Annotated in this window: 25 protein-coding genes; 10 read left to right on the top strand and 15 right to left on the bottom strand. The window is 38.5% G+C overall.

Translation table 11 applies throughout. The features are described 5' to 3' along the window. Window positions 1–116: 116 nt before the first annotated feature. Genes UCH003_RS00995 through UCH003_RS00985 form a run of 3 tightly spaced genes read right to left on the bottom strand, consistent with a single transcriptional unit; the run spans window position 117 to window position 2,747 of the window. Window positions 117–1,352, bottom strand: coding sequence for an FtsK/SpoIIIE domain-containing protein (locus UCH003_RS00995; RefSeq protein WP_060825072.1), 1,236 nt, complete (start codon window positions 1,350–1,352; stop codon window positions 117–119). Continuing rightward, window positions 1,349–1,585: a hypothetical protein gene (locus UCH003_RS00990; protein ID WP_144440966.1), complete on the bottom strand. Its 237-nt coding sequence runs from the start codon at window positions 1,583–1,585 to the stop codon at window positions 1,349–1,351. The genes UCH003_RS00995 and UCH003_RS00990 overlap by 4 nt, the downstream gene beginning before the upstream one ends. Window positions 1,586–1,631: 46 nt before the next feature. Beyond that, a complete protein-coding gene (locus UCH003_RS00985; protein WP_060825070.1) occupies window positions 1,632–2,747 on the bottom strand; it encodes a replication endonuclease in 1,116 nt (371 codons plus the stop codon). Between the two features lie 200 nt (window positions 2,748–2,947). On the opposite strand from UCH003_RS00985, the gene UCH003_RS00980 reads away from it, so the two are divergent. The 3 genes from UCH003_RS00980 to UCH003_RS00970 are packed head-to-tail and all read left to right on the top strand — an operon-like array spanning window position 2,948 to window position 4,525. Then, window positions 2,948–3,466, top strand: a complete 519-nt coding sequence (locus tag UCH003_RS00980) for a hypothetical protein (RefSeq protein WP_060825069.1) — start codon at window positions 2,948–2,950, stop codon at window positions 3,464–3,466. Window positions 3,467–3,483: 17 nt separating this feature from the next. After that, window positions 3,484–3,969 carry a hypothetical protein gene (locus tag UCH003_RS00975; RefSeq protein WP_060825068.1) on the top strand — a complete coding sequence of 162 codons (486 nt, stop codon included), beginning with the start codon at window positions 3,484–3,486 and terminating at the stop codon, window positions 3,967–3,969. Between the two features lies 1 nt (window position 3,970). Next, on the top strand, window positions 3,971–4,525 hold the full coding sequence (locus UCH003_RS00970; protein WP_060825067.1) for a hypothetical protein: 555 nt from the start codon (window positions 3,971–3,973) through the stop codon (window positions 4,523–4,525). Window positions 4,526–4,577: 52 nt separating this feature from the next. Here the strand turns inward: UCH003_RS00970 and UCH003_RS00965 are convergent, their stop codons facing one another. From UCH003_RS00965 to UCH003_RS00950, 4 genes are all read right to left on the bottom strand, one after another. Continuing rightward, window positions 4,578–4,958, bottom strand: a complete 381-nt coding sequence (locus UCH003_RS00965) for a hypothetical protein (RefSeq protein ID WP_060825066.1) — start codon at window positions 4,956–4,958, stop codon at window positions 4,578–4,580. Window positions 4,959–6,082: 1,124 nt separating this feature from the next. Beyond that, the gene (locus UCH003_RS00960; RefSeq protein WP_060825065.1) at window positions 6,083–6,316 is read right to left on the bottom strand and encodes a hypothetical protein; all 234 of its coding nucleotides are present in this window, start codon (window positions 6,314–6,316) and stop codon (window positions 6,083–6,085) included. A 318-nt stretch (window positions 6,317–6,634) separates the two neighbouring features. Then, entirely contained in the window at window positions 6,635–7,336 is a 702-nt protein-coding gene (locus tag UCH003_RS00955) for a hypothetical protein (RefSeq protein WP_060825064.1), read from the bottom strand. Between the two features lie 23 nt (window positions 7,337–7,359). Further along, complete coding sequence (locus UCH003_RS00950) at window positions 7,360–7,908, bottom strand: hypothetical protein (RefSeq protein ID WP_060825063.1); 549 nt, start codon at window positions 7,906–7,908, stop codon at window positions 7,360–7,362. A gap of 152 nt (window positions 7,909–8,060) precedes the next feature. On the opposite strand from UCH003_RS00950, the gene UCH003_RS00940 reads away from it, so the two are divergent. Both UCH003_RS00940 and UCH003_RS00935 read left to right on the top strand, forming a co-directional pair. Then, window positions 8,061–9,247, top strand: a protein-coding gene (locus tag UCH003_RS00940) for an IS3 family transposase (protein WP_144440965.1) whose coding sequence is annotated in 2 segments (ribosomal slippage) — window positions 8,061–8,352 and window positions 8,352–9,247 — 1,188 coding nt in all. Because the reading frame shifts where the segments join, the coding sequence is not laid out codon by codon here. Window positions 9,248–9,438: 191 nt separating this feature from the next. After that, complete coding sequence (locus UCH003_RS00935) at window positions 9,439–9,933, top strand: hypothetical protein (protein ID WP_060825061.1); 495 nt, start codon at window positions 9,439–9,441, stop codon at window positions 9,931–9,933. A 48-nt stretch (window positions 9,934–9,981) separates the two neighbouring features. Here the strand turns inward: UCH003_RS00935 and UCH003_RS00930 are convergent, their stop codons facing one another. Further along, window positions 9,982–10,704, bottom strand: coding sequence for a hypothetical protein (locus tag UCH003_RS00930; protein WP_060825060.1), 723 nt, complete (start codon window positions 10,702–10,704; stop codon window positions 9,982–9,984). Window positions 10,705–11,633: 929 nt separating this feature from the next. Next, window positions 11,634–12,920, bottom strand: a complete 1,287-nt coding sequence (locus UCH003_RS00925; protein WP_060825059.1) for a DNA polymerase Y family protein — start codon at window positions 12,918–12,920, stop codon at window positions 11,634–11,636. A 341-nt stretch (window positions 12,921–13,261) separates the two neighbouring features. On the opposite strand from UCH003_RS00925, the gene UCH003_RS00920 reads away from it, so the two are divergent. Together UCH003_RS00920 and UCH003_RS00915 are read left to right on the top strand one after the other, a co-directional pair. Further along, window positions 13,262–14,758, top strand: coding sequence for an aldehyde dehydrogenase family protein (locus UCH003_RS00920; RefSeq protein WP_060825058.1), 1,497 nt, complete (start codon window positions 13,262–13,264; stop codon window positions 14,756–14,758). 51 nt (window positions 14,759–14,809) lie between these two features. After that, window positions 14,810–15,190, top strand: coding sequence for a DUF779 domain-containing protein (locus tag UCH003_RS00915; RefSeq protein WP_060825057.1), 381 nt, complete (start codon window positions 14,810–14,812; stop codon window positions 15,188–15,190). A gap of 10 nt (window positions 15,191–15,200) precedes the next feature. Here the strand turns inward: UCH003_RS00915 and UCH003_RS00910 are convergent, their stop codons facing one another. Next, complete coding sequence (locus UCH003_RS00910; protein ID WP_060825056.1) at window positions 15,201–15,635, bottom strand: hypothetical protein; 435 nt, start codon at window positions 15,633–15,635, stop codon at window positions 15,201–15,203. Window positions 15,636–15,754: 119 nt separating this feature from the next. Between UCH003_RS00910 and UCH003_RS00905 the strand changes: the two genes are divergently transcribed. Then, complete coding sequence (locus UCH003_RS00905) at window positions 15,755–16,678, top strand: phosphoglycerate dehydrogenase (protein ID WP_060825055.1); 924 nt, start codon at window positions 15,755–15,757, stop codon at window positions 16,676–16,678. Here the strand turns inward: UCH003_RS00905 and UCH003_RS00900 are convergent. From UCH003_RS00900 to UCH003_RS00880, 5 genes are all read right to left on the bottom strand, one after another. Then, window positions 16,665–18,779, bottom strand: a complete 2,115-nt coding sequence (locus UCH003_RS00900) for a helix-hairpin-helix domain-containing protein (RefSeq protein WP_060825054.1) — start codon at window positions 18,777–18,779, stop codon at window positions 16,665–16,667. The genes UCH003_RS00905 and UCH003_RS00900 overlap by 14 nt on opposite strands. A gap of 116 nt (window positions 18,780–18,895) precedes the next feature. Then, window positions 18,896–19,339 (bottom strand): hypothetical protein, encoded by a 444-nt coding sequence (locus UCH003_RS00895; RefSeq protein WP_060825053.1) that lies wholly within the window; start codon window positions 19,337–19,339, stop codon window positions 18,896–18,898. Next, a complete protein-coding gene (locus UCH003_RS00890) occupies window positions 19,336–19,833 on the bottom strand; it encodes a hypothetical protein (protein ID WP_060825052.1) in 498 nt (165 codons plus the stop codon). Before UCH003_RS00890 ends, UCH003_RS00895 begins: the two co-directional genes overlap by 4 nt. Before the next feature lie 177 nt (window positions 19,834–20,010). Then, window positions 20,011–20,766, bottom strand: coding sequence for a nitroreductase family protein (locus UCH003_RS00885; protein WP_060825051.1), 756 nt, complete (start codon window positions 20,764–20,766; stop codon window positions 20,011–20,013). Window positions 20,767–20,769: 3 nt separating this feature from the next. After that, complete coding sequence (locus UCH003_RS00880) at window positions 20,770–21,363, bottom strand: NAD(P)H-dependent oxidoreductase (protein WP_060825050.1); 594 nt, start codon at window positions 21,361–21,363, stop codon at window positions 20,770–20,772. Between the two features lie 221 nt (window positions 21,364–21,584). On the opposite strand from UCH003_RS00880, the gene UCH003_RS00875 reads away from it, so the two are divergent. Both UCH003_RS00875 and UCH003_RS00870 read left to right on the top strand, forming a co-directional pair. Further along, complete coding sequence (locus UCH003_RS00875) at window positions 21,585–21,968, top strand: winged helix-turn-helix transcriptional regulator (protein WP_060825049.1); 384 nt, start codon at window positions 21,585–21,587, stop codon at window positions 21,966–21,968. Window positions 21,969–21,988: 20 nt separating this feature from the next. Then, a complete protein-coding gene (locus tag UCH003_RS00870; RefSeq protein ID WP_060825048.1) occupies window positions 21,989–23,092 on the top strand; it encodes a GTP pyrophosphokinase in 1,104 nt (367 codons plus the stop codon). The last annotated feature ends 9 nt before the right edge of the window (window positions 23,093–23,101 follow it).

Here is a 23,101-nt window from a genome sequence, read left to right as displayed (position 1 = left end):
TAATTATAGAAGAATCTTCATTATTTATAAATTTTTAAAATTTCCTGACACTTTATATAAAATAAGTCAAGGGAAGTGAGCCACCGACTTTTGGGTCGGTTGGCTTCACTTCAAATTCATTCTATTGTAGCCTCAAAATACCTTATCATTAAATTTTGTGTTTTCTCTGCTAAATAAGGCACTTGTATCAAGTGCTTTTCACTCGTGATACCGTCTTTAACGATTGCCCTACCCTTATTAAAATCTGCAACTTTCGTCTTTGTAATGAGCTGTATATCTTCTTGTGTTCCGATAGTATTATTGACATTAAAATCACTATCTGTTTTCATTAAAACCTTACTTTGGATATTAGTAAGCACATTCGTTGGTATATTGGTACTATCAATCTTTTGGGCAAATAGAAATAAGATAATTTTGGCAGCTCGCCCCTTTTGAAAAAGCTCAATCATATTGGCAAAGATCGAATCTTTGAGCTTTTTATCATGGTGCGTGCCAACGGTACCCACTTCGTCAAATATCACATAGATAGGCTTACCACTATAAACAAGCTCATTATGTTCTTTCATGTACTGAAAACGTTCATTCATAAGCTCTTTAAGCTTTTGAAAAAGCGTATCGACTGCTTCCACGCTATCGATAAAAGATACATTGCTAATATACTGATAACGTGAGAGTTCAGGAGCTTTCAAATCTATCATAACGATATGATCTATCATACTTTCATTGTAGAGCAATGACATGATAAGCAAATTCATAAAGTTAGACTTTCCACTTCCACTTTCACCCACTGTTATCATATGGGTTTGCTTTTCAAGAGATACGAGATATTTACCCTCTTTATAGTATCCATAGAAGATTTTGCCATGCTCTAACGATAGTAAAGGGTTATTGCATTCTATAAAAAGAGGCAGTCTATAAAATTGTAGTTTGACTTCTTTGGATTTGTGAGGCTTTATATCTACTTCAATGGGTTTATCATGGATTCCCAAAAAATGTACAATCTCGGATAATCTTTGTATCTGATACTCTTCACATTTAATGGCATTTCTATTATAGAAATACGCAACATTATGCTTTTTATCATAGTGCGTAAACTGATCTAAATAAATTTTGCCCTCTTTGGCTTCACTTGTTGGTCGTGTTATGAGTTTGAGCGAATATGGCATAGTGATAAAATCCCAATATTTCTTATAGTGTAAAATACGCTCAACAATAAGAGCACTTAAAATAATATAGGCATATAATCTTATATTTTCTACTTGAAAAACCTTGTCTATGGCAACATAAGTGATTAGGAGCAACCAGCCCCTAATCATTACGTCTAAAATAAAAAGCTTAATACCTTCTATCATGCTCTTTTAACCTCAGTTTTTTTCATAGCTTCACTTTGCGTAAAGTATAAATTACCATTGGCTGAAACAACACTCACAGGGATTGAAACAAATTCACCCTTTTGAAGAAGTGGTATATCAGAATCTATGGTTATTTTAACTTTGATAACTTCCATACCTTTTGCTTCGCTTTCCATTAAAAATTGTGCGTATGTTGTTTTTTTACCCTCGAATGATTTTTCGACTACTGCCATGATTTTCCCATTAATTGTTATTGTTGTCATTGTTATATTTCCTTTTTTAATGTGTTTGAATTTTTACTAGATTGGCTTTTTTATAAAGCAACTTTCTCTTGTGTTTTATGCTTAAATCTGTTATACGATAAAAAATTTTTCCATCGGGTGCGCGTATTCTGTTGGATTTTATTTCTATTGTAAAGAGTGCTTTTTGGCTTCCTTGCGTGCTTTTAACGGTTTTGGTTGTTTTAGATTCTATGTGTGTGACATACTTTTTAATATAGGTATTGTTTTGCAAATAGAGGTAATAGGGAATGCCCAACTCTTTAATTATCGAATCAATCTTAGACTTAATGTCAGGTGTTAGCGAGTAATAAATCTTTTTATAGAGGAATTGTGTTAGTCCAATATCACTGCTTGTAATCACTCTAATTTTATGGGTACGTTTCCAACCGTCCATAGCTCTAATACAAAAATAGTCTTGTCCGTCTTGTAGGTTTTTTGTGACATACTTCAATAAATAGCGAGAAGCATAATTAATGTTTTCTCTAAATTTTGGCTCTTCAAAGTCAGACTGATTTAATTCATACAATGCAACGACACGTTTATAGGTTGCTTTTACAGCGTCAAGGTGCTCACATGGGAAAAACACTAAATAATGCACATGAGGTATGGTTGTGCTATGTGGCTCGTAAACTTTCACGTAAAAGAACTCGTCACCAACATAGTTTTTAACACGCTTGTAAAATGTTCTAATCAGTTCATTTAAAAAACTATAGCCCTTAGTGATAGCCTCAGTAATCGTATCAAACTCAAAACGCTCATTCAATGAAACGTAGAGCCTTTTATCGCCTCTTTGTATGGATTGAAAGGGGTGAAAGCGTGAAGGAAGTGTAAAGGTCATAAAAACGCTGATATACTCTAGCTCTTTGGCAATGTGTTCGATTGAGGAGACTTTTTGCTCAATCAGTTTGGTGTATTTTTTATACTCTAGCTCAAAGTCATAATCAAGTTTAAAGAGTTCACCCGTGCTTATATTGCATAGATCAATGCGTGATAGATACTCTTTTTGTTTTTGCTCTTTGGAGAGGCTTACAGCAAAGTAATCTTTTAGATTGTGTTGTAGCTCTTGGTAGAGTTCTGTACTTTGCAGTTTTTTAGTTGCATAGATTGACTTCATAATTTCTCCTTTTGGTTTTCAAAACCTAAAAGGAGTTTCGTTAAAATTTTTCTCTACAACGTTATAGGGTGCTCAAATGAAAAAAAATGCGATCTTGGAAAAAAAGTGTTAAAAAATGCAAATATTTTTAAATTTGTGCAATTTGTATGAAGAATAAAGCATAAGTTATTATAATTTACAAAATTATTTTAGGAGTAGGTATGAGAATTGGTATTATTGTATCGGGCATTATAATTAGTTGTTTTTTTACTGGTTGTTTTGAAACAAAAGAAAAAAATGACATTAGTTGTGGGGATTCTTCAATTAAAGACCTAGTTTATCAACTTACTGAACCTCAGGTTAAAAATGATTATGCGGGTAAAATTTTTGTTGCAGAAAAAAAGAAAAAAAACTCAGATAAAAATACTTTGGGACCAATGACTGATATGATTATGGGCGAAATTGGGAAAATGGCAACCATGTTTTTAACCCCTGAAGAAAAACAAGCTATCATGGAAAAAGTTGACATTGCTTTTAAAGATTCAAAATTTTCACTTGTTGATACTTTAACTACGAAAAAAGATAAAGAATTACATTTGGTTGAATGTAAAGCAGACGCAGTGTATACACTATCCGCTGATACAAATTTGACTTACAATGTTACATATAAAGGTCAACTTACTGACAATCTTGAAAAAGTATATGTAGAAGTTTTAACATTTGAAGAAAGAAAAAAATAATTTAATAGGGACAGAGTATGAAAAAAATACTATTATTTATGCTATTTTCTGTTTTATCTTTTGCACAAGATAATCAGCTTTTTACCGTCAATACCATGGGAATTGAAATTAATGATAGCTTTGTTAACAAAGAAGAGATTTTTTGTGGGCGAAGAAGTGAATACACCATTTCATTAGCGAAATTAAGCCATTCTACACTTTCAGGAACTTTGGACGGATTAAATGCAGGATCAAAAGCCTTTAATGCTGGCAATGTTGGAGTTGGTTTACAAAATGTCGGAGCGGGACTCGGAATAGGTTTAGCTTTTGGACTTATCCAATTTAGTATTGATAAGTATAAAGAAGATAATCAATATATGCTCGTTCGTGTGTATAGTGATAATACAAATAAGGCAACTGCTCTAATATCTCTTTTAATAGTTGATAAAGGATTGGAAGAAAATCAATATAGAGCTATGCTCGAAGAAGAGCAAAAAAATTACATTGCACGTAAAGGTAAATAAAATGAAGCAAATCTTATCTAGTATCATTTTAGTTGGTCTTCTTCTAGGATTAAGCGGTTGTGCTCAAAAGCAACCTTTGCCAACAAAAGTTAGTACCAAATATCTTGACGATAATAAGACTGTTGTAAAAATATGGGTTGATTCAGTAATAAGCCCAAGAAAACAATATGAACACGGCTCAGATATAAATACTAGAAATGCAATTTTCACCATTGCACATGAAGCACAAAGATTAGGGTATCCTTATTTCGCTCTTATTAATGAAAATATTAATAACTTAGAAGGTACTCCAATAACAAATTACAAAGATTTACGAAGTTATTGCTATCCTTTAGTCAAAGACTTAGATATGAAATGTAAACGCTTTATTCATGTCGAATCGGCTAATTTGGAAGCTGTGTTTTTTAAAGAAAGAATGCTTTTAGTTCCTTTGTGGAGTGTAGAAGAGGTTCTTAGCAGTGAACCAAAATTCAAAGAAGAACTTAGAAATATTCTGATAAAAGGTGATTATGAAAACCCCGAAGTTGGAGTAGAGTATATTCGAGGTAGCCTCTAAAAAATATTCTTGTGGGGAAGAAATATTTCTCCCCCCCCCCGCTATACTTAGTTTATTCTTGTTCTGCTACAATAATATTTTTTGATATTAGTAACTGTTTTGAGCTATCGTCTAGAGGGATATATCCGTCAGCAATTAGTGCTGAAATGCTCTTTTTATTATAAAAAAATGATAATACAATATTCCCTAAGCCATAGGTAATACCACCAATAATTAAATATATAAAAAACCAAGCTATGTCACCTCGCAACAAAGGCACAATAGGACCAAATACACTTCCTGACCATGAATACACCAACGGAATCACTTTCACTTTATGTGAATCAGGGTGTTGCAATACTACTTTTGGTTGTCTCAAATGCAATATTATTGCTAATATAGGTAAGAATATAACTGATAAAACTAAAATATGCCCAATACTAAGTGTACCCATACGAATCTTCTCCAATCTAATTTCATTTCATGACTAAAGTAATAAATAGTATTTAATAACCTTAATCATAATAACTATATTAAAAGTGAACTTAAAAAGCTATCAATATAAATTTGATCCTTCATAAAGATATATAAGAATTTTTGAGTATTTTTTTAATTACACCATTCATACCTTTAGAAAAGATAAAGTTTTTAAAGCTACAATATTCGCTATATAATGTTGCACAATTTGTTGCACTTTTAAGGTTATAAACTCACTAAAGCCCTAAATATAGGCACATTAAAAATTGGTTACGGAGTCTCTTTATCCGCACCATCCCTTAAATAGGGAACTTCAAAAGCTTTTCCCTCTTTTTTAAGAAATCACGTAAAACATCTTTTTACTACTTTTTTACTACAAGTATGAATCTTTTCTATTAATAAATTTCCATTACTAATTTTTTAACTTCAGTCTCTTGATTTTTCTTAAGATATCTTTGAACTCAAATGAAACAAAATGATATTTTTTCATCACATATGACATATATTGAAAGCTAAAAAATCCGTTATTAACATTCCTATTTTTTTAATCTATGATTACCTCCGTTAAAATTATTCAACGGGGTACCAAGTGTTTTTCACGCCCATGTGAAGGAAGTCATCTCTGGCTTCCCGTTGAGTAATTCAACTGGGACACTTGGTACCTGTTCCTCACTCAATCAAATTTCAATATTAAAAACTGATAGGCGTATTATCAAGCGTCTGGTGAAGTAGATATATCATTTATGTGCAATATCATAGTTAAAAGCATAATAAGTACCTAATATATTGAATAAAAAGTAGAAATTGATACGGTTGCGGCTGGTTCTCACATGGAAACAAAAAGAGGAATCGACTACACGCAGATAGTGGCGCTGTGGATGATACTATGCACTCATCACCTTCTCACATTGACCTAAATCCAAAACTCTAATATATGGACAGGGAACAAACTGTACAGCACAACCGACAGTTGAAAATGTGCTCTCGCACGAGCGTGAAAAAGGCGAAGAGGCGAAACGACCGACCGATCGAAACGATGGAATTATAACATTTTGAATTAAAATCTGAAAATATATAATATCAAGAGCGGAGAAGTATGCCCTAAACATCACTAAAATTTACATGATCTAAGGTATCGCTTCCAAAAACGATTTGTGAAAAAATACTTTCATCAATGCTGATATTTGGATTCATCAATGCACTTCTATTTCTTCTTGCTTCAGTGGTAACTAAATCTTTGTCAAGTAGCCCTTTAAGTGATTTAACAAGCTTGAGATAGTTGTTGTTTCCTACTTTAATATCAAGCTCATCATCTTCTGTTTCATCCAAAGCCACGCTTCGCCCATTTTGAACAAATTTTTGCAAGATAAAGGTAAACAGAGTCGCTTCTTAAGGCTAATATCAAATTTTTGCATCAATGTTTTCATCTCAAGAGTTTTTTAGGCTTTATAAGAAGGGATTTATCTTCAGCATGCGCGGTGAGTCTTAAGAAGAGTTGTTCCGTGTTCATTGAGTGCTCCAATTTTATAATTTAATGGTAGAAGCATAACTATAAAACTGGACATTATTATGTCTGAATCCTTAACTAGAGTGTATAAAACCTAATACACAATGAAAAATTAGTCATTTTTGAGATTAATCAATACTTGGAGCTTAAACGCATTGAGCTTCTTCAATGATTAATTGCGATTGTTTTTCTTGTTCAAGTATCTCTTTTTCGTACGTAAATTCTATAACGTCATTTTGAAATACTTTATTTTTAGAATGACATTTAGGCCAAACAACAGCTTTTTGAATGGAGCATCTATCCCATTCTAATCCATAGATTTTCAGTAAGTCGTAAAAAAAATCTGCTTGATATTTGACAATAACTTCAAAATCATTTACTTGTTTTTGAAGTTCCGTTAAAAACCTTGAAGATTTTAGTTCAATAATATAGAGTTCATTATTTTTGCTAAAACCTAAAATATCATTGACAATTTTTTGATTTGCTAGATCATACATCACTAACTCGGATGTAATAAATTGAATATTATCTCCAAACGGTAATAGATGAGAAGGGTGACCCATTGCCTTGTCGATAATTATTGCTTGCAAAAGTTTTTCAGGAGTTTTTCGTTTTGGTTCTTCTAATACTTTTTTAGGAGATATAAGTGTCATAAATTTTTCTTCTGTTTTAATACCAGAATATCCCATTTCTGGTGTTTTTGAGTCTAATGATACAAGTGATATCCCTTTCACATTGCCACGGCAGTGCATTTTGCCCTGATTATCTTCGTCTATTTCATTAAGTTTATCCTTGTATTTTTCGTTCAATTTTTTTGCTAGTTTGAAATACTTGAATGCGTCTTCCATATTTATATCCTTTAGTGCGTGTTTTAAAATATAGCTTTTTTGAGTGTTATTTGAACATCGACAGTATAGTAATAATTTGATAAATAACATGCTTCGTTATCTGCAATATAGTCCTCTGTATCAACCATTAATTCTTGCATTTCTTCATGAAGAGCATCAAGTTGTTCTTGACTCAAATCACGATCCAATTGGCGAAGGTCATCTGCCATTTTTTCTGTCTTTTGAAAATACAAATCATCGTACAGTTGGGTCGATAAAGCAGGGTCTTTGCTATATGAGTTATACATATAATGATCACGAAAAACTACATCAACTTTTTCAATGATATAGTCTAAAGAGAAAGTACCTTCTACTGTGGTCTTAATTTGATGATACGTGAAAAAACTTTTATCTGATTCAATATTCAAATAGTTATTGATATTGGAGAGAATATCCTCTCTAATATTTTCCATTTCCATATCAATACTTTCACTTTTAAATTCTGTTAAATCATGGATTTGATAGCCTCTATAACGATTTTCTTGATAAATATTCTCAAAGGTTAAAAAGCGTTCTTCATTTATTTTTTGCATCGATTTTCCTCATATATCAAATGTTAAAAGGCATACCGTCTTCAAGAATAACGGTATTTTCAAAATGCTGATGAAACTCATCCTTGATCTGGTTACACTAAATGATACACAGAGATGATAGAATTTCTGTAAATCATAAAGAGGATAAACGTATGTCAGGGAGAGTACAAAGATATACCCAAGAATTTAAAGATTCAGCGATACAGTTGGCATTAAACAGTGAGAAATCTGCGATGGTAATTGCCAAAGAGTTGGGGATGAGTGAGAAGACTTTATATGCATGGTTACGTCAATATCGTCAGAAGCATCATTTGGAATCTCCAATGATTGTACGTTCTTCAATCAACCATCATGCCAAAGAGAGCGTGGAAGAAGAGAACAAGCGCTTGCGTAAAGAGAATGCCCGTTTAAAGATGGAAAGAGATATCTTAAAAAAGGCAGCGGCGTTCTTCGCAAACGAAGCTCATTGAAGTACGCCTGGATCAAAGAGCATTGCAACGAATTCAATGTTGCATCAATGTGTCATATATTAGAGGTATCAAGGAACTGTTATTATCGATGGCTTCGTATTGAAAAACAAGAAGATACTTTTTTAAATACGATGATCAAGGATATTTTTCTTGGAACCTATCAAACCTATGGCACGCGTCGTCTAAAAAAAAGACTTGAGCAACTCTATGGCTTGATCGTTTCTCGTAGACGAATTGCAAGGATTATGAAAAAATTAGGACTCAGTTGTCGCAATAAACGTCGTTTTAGAGTGCTTACCACCAATTCCAATCATACGTATGCCATTGCCCCTAATCGAATACAACAAGACTTTTATACATCAACGCCCGATCAAATGTATGTGGGCGATATCACCTATATTCCGACACAAGAAGGGTGGCTGTATTTAGCGGTTGTAATTGATTTATATTCGAGAAGAGTCATCGGGTGGTCTATGGATACACATATGAGTTCCATGCTTGTCAATGATGCTTTATTTATGGCACTTAAAAAGCGTAATCCTCCTCATGGTGTTATCTGGCATACCGATCGCGGCAGTCAATATGCTTCTGATGCTCACAAAGCCTTACTTAAGGAATATGGCATCGTTCAGAGTATGAGTGCTAAGGGAAACTGTTACGATAATGCTGTTGCTGAGAGTTTTTTTCACTCGCTAAAAACCGAACTGACACATCACATGAAATTTGAAACAAGGAGCCAAGCCAATCAAGCAATATTTGAATATATTGAAGTGTTTTACAATAGACAGAGGTTACACTCAAGTAATGGCTATTTATCTCCGGTAGATTTTGAAAATAGATACTTGTTACAAAACAACATCAGTGCTTAGACATTTTCTTTTCTGTGTATCATAAACTGTTGACAGATCAAACCTCACTAGAAATCTCTATAGGGATGATTCATCTGATCCTGAGATGCTTTAACAATAACAGCTATTTGCAATCAGCATTATTGGACACTTCGCTTATCACGCGACATGTAGATTTTGAGCTGACCTATTGGCATCTGTATGATATATTGATGTTTTTAAAAAGACGGTATAGTGATGATGAGATCATCACATTGTTTACACCAACAGACAACATTCCTTTTCCTGGACGGGATGCCGTGCTTTATACCATCGCAATGCTCTATGATGAATATGCTGATGTTATAGAAGAGCATTTTGTGAAAGGGGAGCTTAGTATTTACGGTATATCTGACACATTTCATGAGATACTAGAGCACTATAGACCAGAAGCGTTGGATGATTTTTATAAAGAAGATACCGATCAGTGTGAAGAAGACGAAGATCATGAACCGCTTCAAAAAAAAACATTTTTTAAAGTGCTTTATACATGGATGAACTATGGCAAAGTCATTGAACTTGATTCATTTCAAAGTTATGTTGACAGACCCGCTTCAAAAGAGCAGTTTTATAGAAATATCATTGATTTTGAGGATAAGAGTAGTATGCTTTTTCCTAGTATCAAGTATATTTTTACGTCTTATTTGAACTCAGTATTGAGAAAATAGCTGATATAATCTGTCCAAAAAAGAATTAAAGCTCTTGTGTAGAGAGCTTTAGATAACGCTGGCAACTTGTTGCTTTAAATAATCAAGGATTTCTTTTCCATAAGTATTGGCTTTACGATTAAGGTACATTGGATGATAGGTTCTAAAGGCAATGCCATTAAAGTTTTCAAATCCTGGAAACTGTTTTAGATCTAAGTGGCAGCATTTCCATTCATCCACGTTTAATGCATCAATTTTTTTATAAAGCTTTCGGTAATCACCTTCTTGTTTGATAATCGGATCAATGAAGAGCTTATCATAGACATGTCCGGTGAAAAAAAGAATGATTTTAGGCTGAATGATCTCGATCTCTTTGGCTAAGATGCCTTTGTGAAACGCAAGGAGTTCTTTGAGTTGCTCATCACTGGCATTAGAGATGTTTTTCGTTTTACTCTTATCGCCTAGGTCGAATTTGAACATATTATTAAAGACTGGTACCATCTCGTCTGATCCCATAACGTGCTTGACATATGCAAAATACAATCGATTATGTTCTTTATGGTTATCATGGTAGTCTTTATAGACTTTCATTTGCGCTTGAATGCCAATTCTTTTAAACACTTCCCAATCATAAAACCATTCATTTGTCTCTTGTCCAACAATCATTACATTAGGATTTTGGTTTTGCACCTCTAAGCTTATTAAGTATGGTGATGAAAGACTTGTAATCACATCGTTTTTATAAAATTTTTTTTCATACAATACTTCTAATTGCTGTTGTTTAGGGTTCATTCTTTAAACCTACCTGTCATTTATAAGCTTACTATAACATATTAAAAAGACAATATTCTGTCTTTTTTCTAGGCTAAGATTATAATGGAAAAGAAGTATAATTTACTTAATATTATGAATAGAAGGTATTAATATGGGATATATTTGTCAATGTTGCGGACATAAAAGTGCGGGGGCAAGCAGTGGTAGCTGTGCATCTTCACCAAGTAAAAATCATATTTATATGAATGAAAATTCTAGTGGCTATCTTTGTCAATATTGCGGTCATACAAGTATAAGTGCCAGTTCAGGATCATGTACATATAGCCCACATAAAAAGCATCTCTATATCAGTAAACATAGTGGTAGTTATAAATGTAAATTTTGTGGACATTCAAGTTTAAGTGCTAATCAGGGAACTTGTGCGAAAAGCCCTCATGGAAGACATGAATATAGTTAAATATTTGTTTTATATCAACTAAAAATTATTAGATTTTAAACAGTTTTATGGATTTTATGTTGGATTTTTCTCAAAGTAAGCACGCCGACAAAAGCAGTAATGAATAGAAAATGAAAAATATAAAAGAAAATATCAGTTAATGTGTTAAAGCATGATTGTATAAAATGATTTTTGGATCAAAGTCGTGATTGTTGTAGAAAATAGCCTAGCCCACTGTTTAACAACTCCCTTGCCCAGTATGACCCCAAAACCGTCATTTATTCTAACGTAAGATCTAAAAGAATACAAGGAAAAATAGGTAGTGTTTAGACCAAAGGGTATTAAATGGTATCTGAAAAAAAGCAACACTCCGACCGGGCAATCGAAGTGTTTTAAAGAGGTTAGATTCTTTACAAAGAGGAGGTTGTCTTGGTAATGAAATTATAGATTACTGTTTTAAACAATTTCGCATCAACGTTTGAAGCGTGTTTACAAGCTTTAAGTCGCTAAATCATAATTTTTCAATGCCCGTTCTGACAATATCAACACCGTATTTATCACGCAATTGCGTCAGTTTTTCACTTAAGCGTTTTGCTTTGCTATCTTCATCGGACGAAAAAAGTGAAAATATTTTGACATGTGAACGCGATACGAAGTTGGAAGCATGGAGTGCGAGATGATGGACGCGTTCATTGGGTAGGGTATCGAGCTTGACGAGAAAGTCTATCGCCAAGTTACGATAAAAAGACTCGCTAAAAGCACGATCGACGCTCAGCGAACCTTGAGATTTGACTCCGTTTTCATAACGAATCTTGAAAAAATAGGTTGTAGGGTGAAGGCTTAGCTTCATCATCGTATGCGAAAGATGGCGCGCCAAAATAATCATACGCCGTTTGAGTTCTTCTCGATCTTTAATCGGTGCAAAATTGCGTGCGATGCCGATGGAACTTCTCGCACGATCGGTACAAACGGGTTCGTTGTCTTCTCCGACCACTTTAGCATACAACTCTTTTCCTATTTTTCCCCAACCGCTGACCAGCCGACGATACGCAATCAAATCGCCCAAAGTTTCGATGCGGTATTCGTGTAATTTTCGAGATAAGACTTTCCCGATACCCGGAAAATTTTCGATCGGTTGCGGCGATACGAAAGCGACGATCTGCTCTTTGGGAACGATTTTAAGACCAAAAGGTTTTGCAAAATCGGTCGCAAGTTTAGCAATCCACTTAGACGTCGATGCACCTATGGAGACGGGCAAATCAAACGTATCCATTATTTCTTGTCGTAACGTATGGATAAAATCATACGTTTTTTCTTCGCACACCCAACCGTGTAAATCTCCCCAAAACTCATCGATACTGTACTGTTCCAAGACAGGAATTTTCGTCTTTAAAAACGCTTTTAATTGCGTAGAGAGGAGTTGATAGAAAAGATGGTCGCTCGAAACGACAAGTAAATTCGGACACATCGCCAAAGCGTCGCGCAAAGGCGTTCCCGTTTTAATTCCGTAGGCTTTGGCTTCATAGCTTTTGGCAATGACGATACCGTGTATATGCCCTTCTTCATTGATAAATTCTTTTTTCCATGCCGTTTTATCAAAACCGTTAAACGCTTTTTTATGTTGAAAAAGCCCGTTAAATCCACCGACCGATTCGGTCATAACGCATTCGGTGTCTTCACGCGAAAAAATCTTCGTATCACTACTTTTACACACTACTACGGGTTTATTTTTCAAAAAAGGGGTACGGGTACGCTCCGCCGAAACAAAAAAACAATCCAAATCCAAATGAATAATCACGCGCCGTCCTTGTCTTTAAACATTCAAAAGGATTATAGGCTAAACGAAAAAAAGAGCTGGGAACTATTTCAAAATGAAATAAAACGCTCGAATCGGGCAAATTCGAGCGTTCAAGGAAAAAAGGTTGAGTGATTTTTAAAAAGGAGGTGTCTTGGTAGTGAAAGTATAGGACAATAGCATAAACGACCTCTTAATCGTTTGTAAATAAAAAGCAAACGTCATATAAAGCGAAAACGTTATCTACAAATTAATATAATTTTTAATGGGCGATTAAAGAGATCTGCACTAGAGTTTTTTCTAAAGATATTTTTATCTTTTACTTTAATTAGAAAGGTGCAAAAATGGCATATTCAAAACCAACGTATAAGCCTCGTTACGAAAATTTTATCGGCGGCGAATGGGTTCCACCCTTAAGCGGCGAGTATTTTGACAATCTTTCTCCGGTTGACGGTGAACTTCTCACCAAGATACCGCGCTCTTCCACGGCAGACGTCGATATGGCGGTTGCGGCGGCTAAAAAAGCATTTGAATCTTTTAAACACATGTCGGTCGTTCAACGAAGCGATATGCTCAATAAAATTGCCGACAAAATCGAAGCAAATTTAGAATTTCTCGCTATCTCCGAAACGCTAGACAACGGTAAAGCCGTACGCGAAACCCTCGCGGCCGATATTCCGCTTGTCGTCGATCATTTCCGCTATTTTGCTTCCGTCATTAGAAGCGAAGCTGGTACGGTTGCCGATCTTGACGAAACCACAGTCTCTCAAGAGATCCATGAGCCTCTCGGTGTGGTTGCACAAATTATTCCATGGAACTTTCCGCTTTTGATGGCGGCATGGAAAATCGCTCCCGCCATTGCCGCAGGAAACTGCGTCGTAATCAAACCGGCAAGTGCGACGCCGATGTCTATTTTACTCTTGATGGAAACCATTCAAGACGTATTACCCAAAGGCGTCGTCAACGTCATTAACGGTGCAGGCGGGAAAATCGGTAAACACCTCTCCACGCATCCGGATATTAAAAAAGTCGGTTTTACGGGCGAGACGACAACCGGTCAGCTCATTATGCAGTACGCTACCGAAAATATCATCCCCTCAACCTTGGAACTCGGCGGAAAATCCCCCAATATCTTCTTTGAATCCATCATGGAAAAAGACGATGAATTTTTCGACAAAGCAATCGAAGGTCTCGTACTCTTTGCCTTTAACAGCGGCGAGGTTTGCACGTGCCCGTCTCGCGCATTGATTCAAGAGTCCATCTATGAGCCGTTTATGAAACGTGTCTTAGAGCGTGTCAAAGCCATCACGCAGGAAAACCCGCTCGATCCGACCACGAAAATGGGTGCGCAAGCCTCCGTCAATCAAAAAGAGAAAATCTTAGATTATATCCGCATCGGCAAAGAAGAAGGTGCGCAGTGCCTTATCGGCGGTGAAGCGTACGAGAACAAAACATTCCCGAAAGGTAACTACATCCAACCGACGATCTTCAAAGGTCACAACAAAATGCGCATTTTCCAAGAAGAAATTTTTGGGCCCGTTTTATGCGTCACAACCTTTAAAGACGAAGATGAAGCCCTTGCCATCGCGAATGATACGATCTACGGTTTAGGTTCAGGCGTTTGGTCTAGAGACGCACATCAACTCCACAAAATGTCACGCGGCATCGAAGCCGGACGCGTATGGGTCAACTGCTACCACCTCTATCCGTCTCATGCCTCTTTCGGCGGCTACAAAAAATCGGGTATCGGTCGTGAAACGCATATGATGATGCTCAATGCGTATCGCCATACGAAAAACATTTTGACGTCATACAACAAAAATAAACTCGGATTTTTTTAAATTGTTTGATGCATGGGCTTTTGCCCATGCCTTTTTTTCAAGGAGTCCTTTATGACGATTCATCGTCTGAGCGCGACTTCCGAAGCGCTCAAAGTTATCGAAATGCTCAAAAACGAATACGGTGAACTGGTTTTCAACCAAAGCGGCGGCTGTTGCGACGGCACCGCGCCGATGTGTTACGAAAAAAAAGATTTTCACGTTCCTTCCCGTAACGTCAAATTAGGTACGGTGGGTGGTTGCGATTTTTTTATCGATCCGGATCAGTTTGAGTATTTTCGTTACTCGCAGATTATTTTGGACGTCAAGGAAGAAAAGAGTGCTTTTGGTAACTCGTTTTCGCTTGAAATCGACGAGGGGTATCAATTTATCACACGTTCGCGCATCTTTAGCGATGAAGAAAATCGCCTGTTAAAAGAACAAGAGGAAAACTGATCCCCTCTTGTTAAAGAGCTTCTTTAAAGTCAATTTGCGTTATACGAAGGTTATCTAACGATAAAACGGTGAGTTTATCGTTTTGTTTCGGAAGCGTTTGTGCCGTTTGCTTATCCTCGACCAGCCCTACCGAATAGCCGTATTTTTTAAACTTCGGCATCATAAACATGCTCATAATCACACTCGGGACTTCCGTAGCATCCATCATATAAAGTGCGTTATGGTCGCTTAAATAGTTTGGATTTGCTTCTAAAAATGCCTTCATCGTTTCGCCTTGCGCTTTGGTAAACGCGATAATAATCTGCTTGGTTTGGACATTAATTACGACCTCTTTTTCAAACTGATCTTTCAGTTTTAGGGTTGGGAAGATGCCGTTTTCCTGCAAAACGTCCGCAAGAAGCGACACGGGTAACAGCATCGCGAAAAGCCATTTTTTAATCGTCATGATTTGTCCTTATCGATAATTATTATTTTATTATATCTTTTATACGTTAATAAAATTTAAATCATTGAGAGTAAAAAAGCGTGTTATACTTCGTTTAAATTCCCCGTAAAAGGACTCGTATGCAAATCGCCGTTATCTCGCCTTTGTTTTCGCGATCGCCCGAATTGATGGAGCAGATGCGCGAACGATTTGGAAACGTCAAACATAATGCCGACAACGCTCTTAAAACCAAAGCCGATCTCATCGCATTTTTAGACGGCATTGAAGTTGCTATCGTCGGACGAGAAGAGATCGACGCGGAAGTTTTGAGAGCATGTCCCGCGCTTAAAATGCTCTCGCGATACGGTGTCGGGCTGGACAATTTGGACCTCGAAGCGATGCAACAATACGGCGTCAAACTCGGTTGGACGGGCGGAACGAATCGCAATTCGGTCGCCGAGATCACCTTGTACTTTATGTTGGCATTAATACGCAACACCTACATCGCCTCGACGCTGCTTAAAAAGCATACGTGGAAAGTAAACGGCGGCATGGAACTCAGCGGCAAAACGATCGGACTTTTCGGCTTCGGAAATATCGCCAAGCGTGTCATCGAACTGCTCAAACCTTTTTCATGTACGATTCTCGTTTACAACCGAACGCACGATGAAGACGAGGCAAAGCGTTACGGCATTACGTTTGCGAGCAAAGCTCAAATTTTACGTGAAGCGGACATTGTTTCGATTCATCTGCCCTTAACCGACGAGAGCCGAAACCTTTTTTCCACGGCCGAATTTGAGGCGATGAAGCCGACAAGCTACATTATCAACACGGCGCGCGGAGGCATCATCGATGAGGAAGCACTCAAAGTCGCTTTAAAAACAGGACAAATCGCCGGAGCCGGCTTGGAAGCATTTTTGGAAGAACCGACTTCCGATTGGGAGCTGATCGACCTGCCTAACCTTATGTGCCTGCCCCACGTCGGAGGTAACTCAAAAGAGAGTATTTTAGCGATGGGAGAGGCCTGTATCGCGCATATCGAAGATTATGTCAACCTTCTTTAAGACTAAGGCTCACTTTGCCTTTTTCTTTGTCCACTTCGATGACACGAATGCGGCTTAACTGCTGGTTGATGCTGAGAACTTCCAAGGGATGTGCGATGCGCTTGTCACTCATTTGCGAGATGTGAATCAGTCCGTCATTTTTAAGCCCAATGTCCACAAATGCGCCAAAATCGGCGATATTGCGCACCACGCCCGAGACGATGCTTCCTTCGCTAAGTTCACTAATATCCGTTAAGTCGGAACGAAAGGCAATCGGTGGCAAACTCTCTCTGGGGTCAAATCCCGGCTTGAGAAGCTCGACGATAATGTCTTGAAATGTTGCTTCGCCAATGCCCTGCTCTTTGGCCAAAGTGATAATCTGCTCTTTGGAAAGTGTTGCTAAATCAGCACGCGCTAAAAGCTTTTGTGCGATCGTATAACTTTCAGGGTGAACACCCGTGTTATCAAGCACGCTTTTTCCCTCACGAATTCGGAAAAACCCTGCGCATTGCTCATACGCTTTCGCACCTAAACCTTTTACATGTAAAAGTTCAGACTTACATGTAAACGCCCCTTTGCTCTCACGATATTCCACAATCGCCTTAGCGATTTTTGCACCCACGCCCGCGACGTACGAAAGTAGCGAAATGGACGCACTGTTAGGGTCAACCCCAATGCGATTGACCAAGTCTTCGGTCACTTCGCTCAGTTTCTTTTCCAACTGTTTTTGATCGACATCGTGTTGGTATTGCCCGATGCCTAAGGATTTTGGGTCGATCTTCACAAGCGCTGCCATCGGGTCGCGCAGACGTTGCGCGATGGAGATCGCGCCCCTAATTGTCACGTCCAAATTGGGGTACTCTTCGGTGGCGATTTTCGATGCCGAGTAGATGGAAGCACCCGCTTCGCTCACAACCGTATAGGCAAGATTCAGCCCCTCTTCACGGTTCAGGCGCGCAAAAAACTCTTGGCTCTCGCGCGAGCCCGTCCCGTTGCCAATCGCCACGGCGGTGATGCGGTACTTCTGCGCTAGCTCTTTAATGACTTTAGAAGAACTCGCATAGTCGCTTTGCGGCGGTGTCGGGTAGATGACTGCGTGGCTCAAATACGTGCCGTGTTCATCCACAACGGCGAGTTTACATCCCGTGCGATACGCCGGATCAACGCCCAAAATCACGCGCTTAGTAACGGGTGGTGTGTTTAAAAGCTGAGAGAGATTTTTTCCAAAGGTGGCAATCGCCTGCGTATCCGCTTTTTCTTTCACAATGGCATGAATCTCGCGCTCTAACGAAGGAAACAAAAGGCGTTTAAATCCATCCAAATACGCTTCTAAAAGGTAGCTTTTGGAACTTCTTGCATTACGCGGAATGCGGTAGCGCTCTATCGCACTCTCCACTCTTTCCATCTCAACGGAAATCTTTACATGTAACTCTTTTTCGCTCACACCTCGCATCATTGCAAGGTAGCGGTGAGAGGGAATGGACGCGATGCGCTCGCTTTTGCCTGCAAGTTTGGCATAGAGTCCATCGGGTTTGAGCGTTTTACTCGCTTTGATCTCAAACGAAGCGTAATCATGCAGTTGTGCCCTCCAATACTCCCGCTCTTTAGGCTCATCGGAATAGCGCTCCGCGATAATGTCTTGCGCTCCTGCTATCACCTCTTTTACGCTTCCGACCTTTTCATTGACAAAACTCTGCGCCCTCTTCTCAAACGCCTCTTGTTCTAACTCAGCGCGCTCCAAGATGTCTGCCAGAGGCGTTAAACCCGCGGCTATTGCCACCGCCGCACGGGTGTTTTTCTTCTCTTTATAGGGTCGGTAAATATCTTCAAGTTCTTGTAGGCTCTGTGCTTTTTCAACCGCTTTTTTCACCTCATCGCTCAACTGGGCTTTTTCAGCAACAAGGCGTAAAACCTCCTCTTTTCGTTCATGCAGTTTTTTCGCATACGCATAGATGCTCTCAAACTCGCGTAACTGCTCATCACTCGCCCCACCCGTCATCTCCTTGCGATACCTCGCGATAAATGGGATGGTCGAACCCTCGTCTAACAGCTTTAAAATGTTGATAATATGCTCTTTGGTAATGCCAGTTTTTTGCACTAAAATGGGAATAAGTGGGTTCATAATGTCTCTTTTTTGGTTTTACATGTAAAGATTTTTGGAGAGGGTATTGTAGTAAAAAATATTTGAGAAACTCGTATTATCTAAGGCACACACGAATATATGCCTTAGAATTTTGTTTATTTAGTAGCTTTTGTTTCGACAATTTGTGCTTGACATGTTGCCATATCTACGATTTCAAGATTTGGTCTGCCAACAATAAATCCAATTCCGACACTTCCTCTAACACAATACGTTTCGCCTTGTTTGACATCTAACGTTACAGAACTTTTAGATTCGGTTTGACCCCAAACTTCATTTTCACCGACAGGTACAGCTACTTGTACATAACTTCCATTCACCAACTCACCGGCTACATAATCTTGTGTTGATGAGTTTGTAACATGAACATCATAATAAACACCACTACCCAAAAAAGCACTTGGTCTATAAACATACACAAGCCCTAGATCGGGCTGTGGTTTTGCAAATTGTGTGAATTGTTGTCCAGATGCCCCACAGCCACTTAAAAATATTGCTCCCCCCATAGCAACAATGATGCTAAAAATTTTAGCTTTATTCATTGACTTACTCCTTTATTAAAATACGTTAACTGCTTATTAATATTATCTCGAACTGCAAATAAGCACTCTTTTCGAGGCTCGCTACTTCCACCCGTTTGAAATAAGTTTCTCGTTTTTGTTGCAATGCAAGATGCTGTAAAGATTTGACTTTCTTTATTGGGACTTGTCCATTCTAATTTTCCTTCAACTATGACACTTTCTTGGCTCATGGGAAATCCAACTATGAGTAATGGATTAAAAAGATTTAATCCATCCCAATCCGTACTACCGTTGATGTAGTGAATAGTATAAGAATATATGACTTGGCAATCATTATTTGAATTTTGAACTAATAAAGAAGGAAGATACGCAGTATTTCCATCGTAGTGAACGTTACATTCGATAGAATTTGTTAAACTCTCCGTAAAAGGAACCTCTGGCGTTACACGCATTGCGTGTTCGGCACACCCTTGTAAAAATATAACTATAGTCAAAAACAAGAATCTTTTTAACACAATTAATACCTTTAAATAAAATTTAATATTTAAGATACTTCTTATTGTAGCTAAAAAGATTACGATTTATACATTTATTTCGATATGTTTATCTTATCATATGTATTTTTATATCAAATGAAGCTACTCCTTCACACTTCATATATTAAATAATCGATATCACAGTCCATTTCAAAGCTACTCATCCTTAAACGCAAATCCTTGCGCTTCGAGGTCTTTTGCCGTGCTACGATAATAGACATCGGCGTAGTAACTGGTCGTGATCTCGGCGTAGGTCGGCATCGAGCCACTACCGGTTTTATCGCGAAATGCTTTAAGCGTGTGCTCGTATGCCAATGCGCCTTTTTTGACTTTATCGCTGTCATACACGTCTTCCATGGCAAACGTATCGAGAGCGACGCGCGGTTTTAAAGGAGCACTCTTGGCGCGCTCGCTCGGTACGCCGATGGTACATCCTAAGGCTAAAAAGGTTTTTTGAGGAAGGTTAAAAAGCTTGGTAAACGCCGGCGAATTTTTGCGTACCGCTCCGATGCACGTTGTGCCGTATCCTAACGCACCTGCGGCACTTTGAAGATGGTCTATCATAATGCCCGCATCAATCGCGCCCACCATAATACCTTCAGCACTCTGCTCGATAACGTGTTTACGCCCTACGCTCTCGACGATAGCACTCGTGCGGTTAAAGTCGATGACGATGCCCACAAACACGTCCGCCTCGGCGATGTGCGCTTGCCCGCCGCAAAGTTCTGCGATGGTTTTGAGTTTCTCTTTATTGCGTGTATAAACAAGGCTAATTTGCTGCCCGTTGATAGAGGTGGGGGCACGTTGTGCGGTTTTGAAGATAGTTTGCAAATCCTCTTCGCTCACGTGCTCACCCGTAAAATGGCGGATCGATTTTCGATTTTGTAAAAGACTCAACATCGCATTTTCCATAATTTATCCTTTAAAATTTTCGCTCAACACTTCGATCAGTCGTTTTTTCTCCGCTTCGATGTTAAGATCGCCTTTGAAAATATCGTGAACGGAAAACGTTTTCATCGGTGTCGCGCCGCAAAACTGCCATGTTTTGTGTGTCGCGATATGGGCTTCATCCAAGCTCAAGCCGTCAAAAAAGCCCTCTTTGTCGCTAAACTCAGAGATGGGACAATTATACGTCAAGGAGAGCATATAGCGTTTGCCTTGCATCAAGCCGCCGCTACCGTAACGCTTGCTCGCATCGCTTCTGCTACGTCCGTCATTGGCGTAAATGCCGTTATTCGCGCCTGCGGAGAAGACTTCGTCGATGTACTTTTTCATCATCCACGGAACGCCCATCCAATAGACCGGATATTGAATGATGAAATAATCCGCCCACTTAAATTTTTCAACCTCTTCAAGCGCGTCGTAGTCGCTTTGGGCTTTGGAATGCTTCACGTTAAAGCCTCGGCTTTTTAAAAAGTCCTCCGCCGTATCGATAAAGATTTGCGTCAGTTTTCCCTCCGCGACATGCGGATAGTATTGGTGTCCGTTGATGATGAGTACGTTTTTCACGGTATTCCTTTTGAGGGTATTTTAGTAAAGACTCTGCGTTGCTCAATGACCCTAACGCCGAATTTTGTTCGGCAAACGCTTTGTGCTTTTTTTTGACATGTAACGATAAAAGTATAAAAAGCTTGCACTTAAAATATCCTTACGATACTTTAGTAATGTAAGGATAAATATTTTATACTATGCTATAATTCCGATAACAAAACAATGACCAAAGGAATGCCATGTACCGCGTTAACGGCAAGGAGTACGTCTGCTCCGTCGCTATTGCCCAAGATATTTTCAACGACAAATGGAAACTAGGGATTATTTGGCATTTACTCGAAGGCGAAAAACGTTACAAAGACCTTTTTGAGGAAGTGCGCGACATCACGCAAAAAACGCTCACGGTTAAACTGCGCGATTTGGAAGAAAAAAAATTGATCAAACGCGTTGTTTTCGCCGAAATTCCTCCGCGCGTCGTTTACTCCTTAACGCCCGTCGGAGAAAAACTTCGTCCCGTGCTTAAAGCGATGTTCGAATGGGGGATCGAGTATGTCAAAGAGTGCGGATCGTTTAGCGAAGAAAACGTATGCGAAGCCAAATTATCCGATCCCAAAGAGCTTTAATACGACGATAAGGAACTGCTTTGGAAAACAACAAACACCGCCTCATTTCCGAGTTTGAAAGAGACCTCAAACACTATGAAAGTTTCAGCGATAAAATGCATCTTTTGCTCAAAGAGCTTCTGAGGCAAGAACATATCTCCTACCACTCCATCGAAAATCGAGTCAAAGAGAAAAACAGTCTTTCCAAAAAAATCGACGGTAAAAACAAGTACCAAAATCTAAGCGAAATCACCGACATCGTGGGGTGCCGTATCATCAGTTATTTCGAAATCGACGTCGAAAAAATCGTAGCGCTTCTTTCCAAAGAGTTCAAAATCGACGAAGAAAACTCCATCGACAAAAAGAAAATGCTAGACCCCGACCGTTTCGGGTATCTCTCGTACCACATCATCTGCTCCATCAGCGATGAGCGGGCTACACTTCGGGAGTATCAAAACTACAAAGACCTCAAATTTGAAATTCAGGTACGTACCATTTTGCAGCACGCATGGGCGGAGATAGAGCACGACATCGGGTACAAGTCTAACATCGCCGTTCCACGTGAATTTCGTAGAAAGTTTTCACGTATTGCGAGCATTTTAGAAATTGCCGACGACGAATTTAGCCAACTGAAACGAGACATCCACGACTACGTAGAGACCATCTCCAAACAAGGATTTGAAAACATCGACATTAACGCCGAGAGTCTCAAGCTTTTCATCGAACAATCAAACGACCTTGAAGAGATCGAAGCGTATGTCATCGACGCGTTGGCACTGAAAAACCTCTCCTTTTCGGAGCAGATGCAATCGGCGAACATCAGCCTTTTTTTAAATATCATCAACACGTTTACCACGTTTAAAGAGGTTTTAGAGATTCAAAACTCTCTTCAAAAAAACAAAGAGCGCATCAAAAAGTTTATTGTCTCTTGGGCGCATGCCAGAGGCGTATTGTTGGAACGCTTTCGCGAAAATTTTGAGCAAAAAGACGGATTTATCATCGGTTATGCACTGATGCTCGAGTTTTTAGAAACCAACCATACCGAAGGGCTTGCCGCATTTTTTCCAAGCGCTTCCCTTCAAGCAAAAAGCGAAGCCGTCGCATTAGCGATGAAACTCTACAGAGAAATTACGCACGCAAACTAAGAGCAATGA

The sequence above is a fragment of the Sulfurospirillum cavolei genome (genome assembly GCF_001548055.1).
Lineage (GTDB): Bacteria > Campylobacterota > Campylobacteria > Campylobacterales > Sulfurospirillaceae > Sulfurospirillum.
The sequence above is the reverse complement of the archived record's forward strand: the minus strand, read 5'-3'. Positions and strand labels throughout refer to the sequence as shown.

Bases quoted from the DNA above. Each gene is read 5' to 3' on its own strand.
- UCH003_RS00995 (WP_060825072.1), bottom strand. From the start codon at position 1,352: ATGATAGAAGGTATTAAGCTTTTTATTTTAGACGTAATGATTAGGGGC.
- UCH003_RS00990 (WP_144440966.1), bottom strand. From the start codon at position 1,585: ATGGCAGTAGTCGAAAAATCATTCGAGGGTAAAAAAACAACATACGCA.
- UCH003_RS00985 (WP_060825070.1), bottom strand. From the start codon at position 2,747: ATGAAGTCAATCTATGCAACTAAAAAACTGCAAAGTACAGAACTCTAC.
- UCH003_RS00980 (WP_060825069.1), top strand. From the start codon at position 2,948: ATGAGAATTGGTATTATTGTATCGGGCATTATAATTAGTTGTTTTTTT.
- UCH003_RS00975 (WP_060825068.1), top strand. From the start codon at position 3,484: ATGAAAAAAATACTATTATTTATGCTATTTTCTGTTTTATCTTTTGCA.
- UCH003_RS00970 (WP_060825067.1), top strand. From the start codon at position 3,971: ATGAAGCAAATCTTATCTAGTATCATTTTAGTTGGTCTTCTTCTAGGA.
- UCH003_RS00965 (WP_060825066.1), bottom strand. From the start codon at position 4,958: ATGGGTACACTTAGTATTGGGCATATTTTAGTTTTATCAGTTATATTC.
- UCH003_RS00955 (WP_060825064.1), bottom strand. From the start codon at position 7,336: ATGGAAGACGCATTCAAGTATTTCAAACTAGCAAAAAAATTGAACGAA.
- UCH003_RS00950 (WP_060825063.1), bottom strand. From the start codon at position 7,908: ATGCAAAAAATAAATGAAGAACGCTTTTTAACCTTTGAGAATATTTAT.
- UCH003_RS00935 (WP_060825061.1), top strand. From the start codon at position 9,439: ATGTTTTTAAAAAGACGGTATAGTGATGATGAGATCATCACATTGTTT.
- UCH003_RS00930 (WP_060825060.1), bottom strand. From the start codon at position 10,704: ATGAACCCTAAACAACAGCAATTAGAAGTATTGTATGAAAAAAAATTT.
- UCH003_RS00920 (WP_060825058.1), top strand. From the start codon at position 13,262: ATGGCATATTCAAAACCAACGTATAAGCCTCGTTACGAAAATTTTATC.
- UCH003_RS00915 (WP_060825057.1), top strand. From the start codon at position 14,810: ATGACGATTCATCGTCTGAGCGCGACTTCCGAAGCGCTCAAAGTTATC.
- UCH003_RS00910 (WP_060825056.1), bottom strand. From the start codon at position 15,635: ATGACGATTAAAAAATGGCTTTTCGCGATGCTGTTACCCGTGTCGCTT.
- UCH003_RS00905 (WP_060825055.1), top strand. From the start codon at position 15,755: ATGCAAATCGCCGTTATCTCGCCTTTGTTTTCGCGATCGCCCGAATTG.
- UCH003_RS00900 (WP_060825054.1), bottom strand. From the start codon at position 18,779: ATGAACCCACTTATTCCCATTTTAGTGCAAAAAACTGGCATTACCAAA.
- UCH003_RS00895 (WP_060825053.1), bottom strand. From the start codon at position 19,339: ATGAATAAAGCTAAAATTTTTAGCATCATTGTTGCTATGGGGGGAGCA.
- UCH003_RS00885 (WP_060825051.1), bottom strand. From the start codon at position 20,766: ATGGAAAATGCGATGTTGAGTCTTTTACAAAATCGAAAATCGATCCGC.
- UCH003_RS00875 (WP_060825049.1), top strand. From the start codon at position 21,585: ATGTACCGCGTTAACGGCAAGGAGTACGTCTGCTCCGTCGCTATTGCC.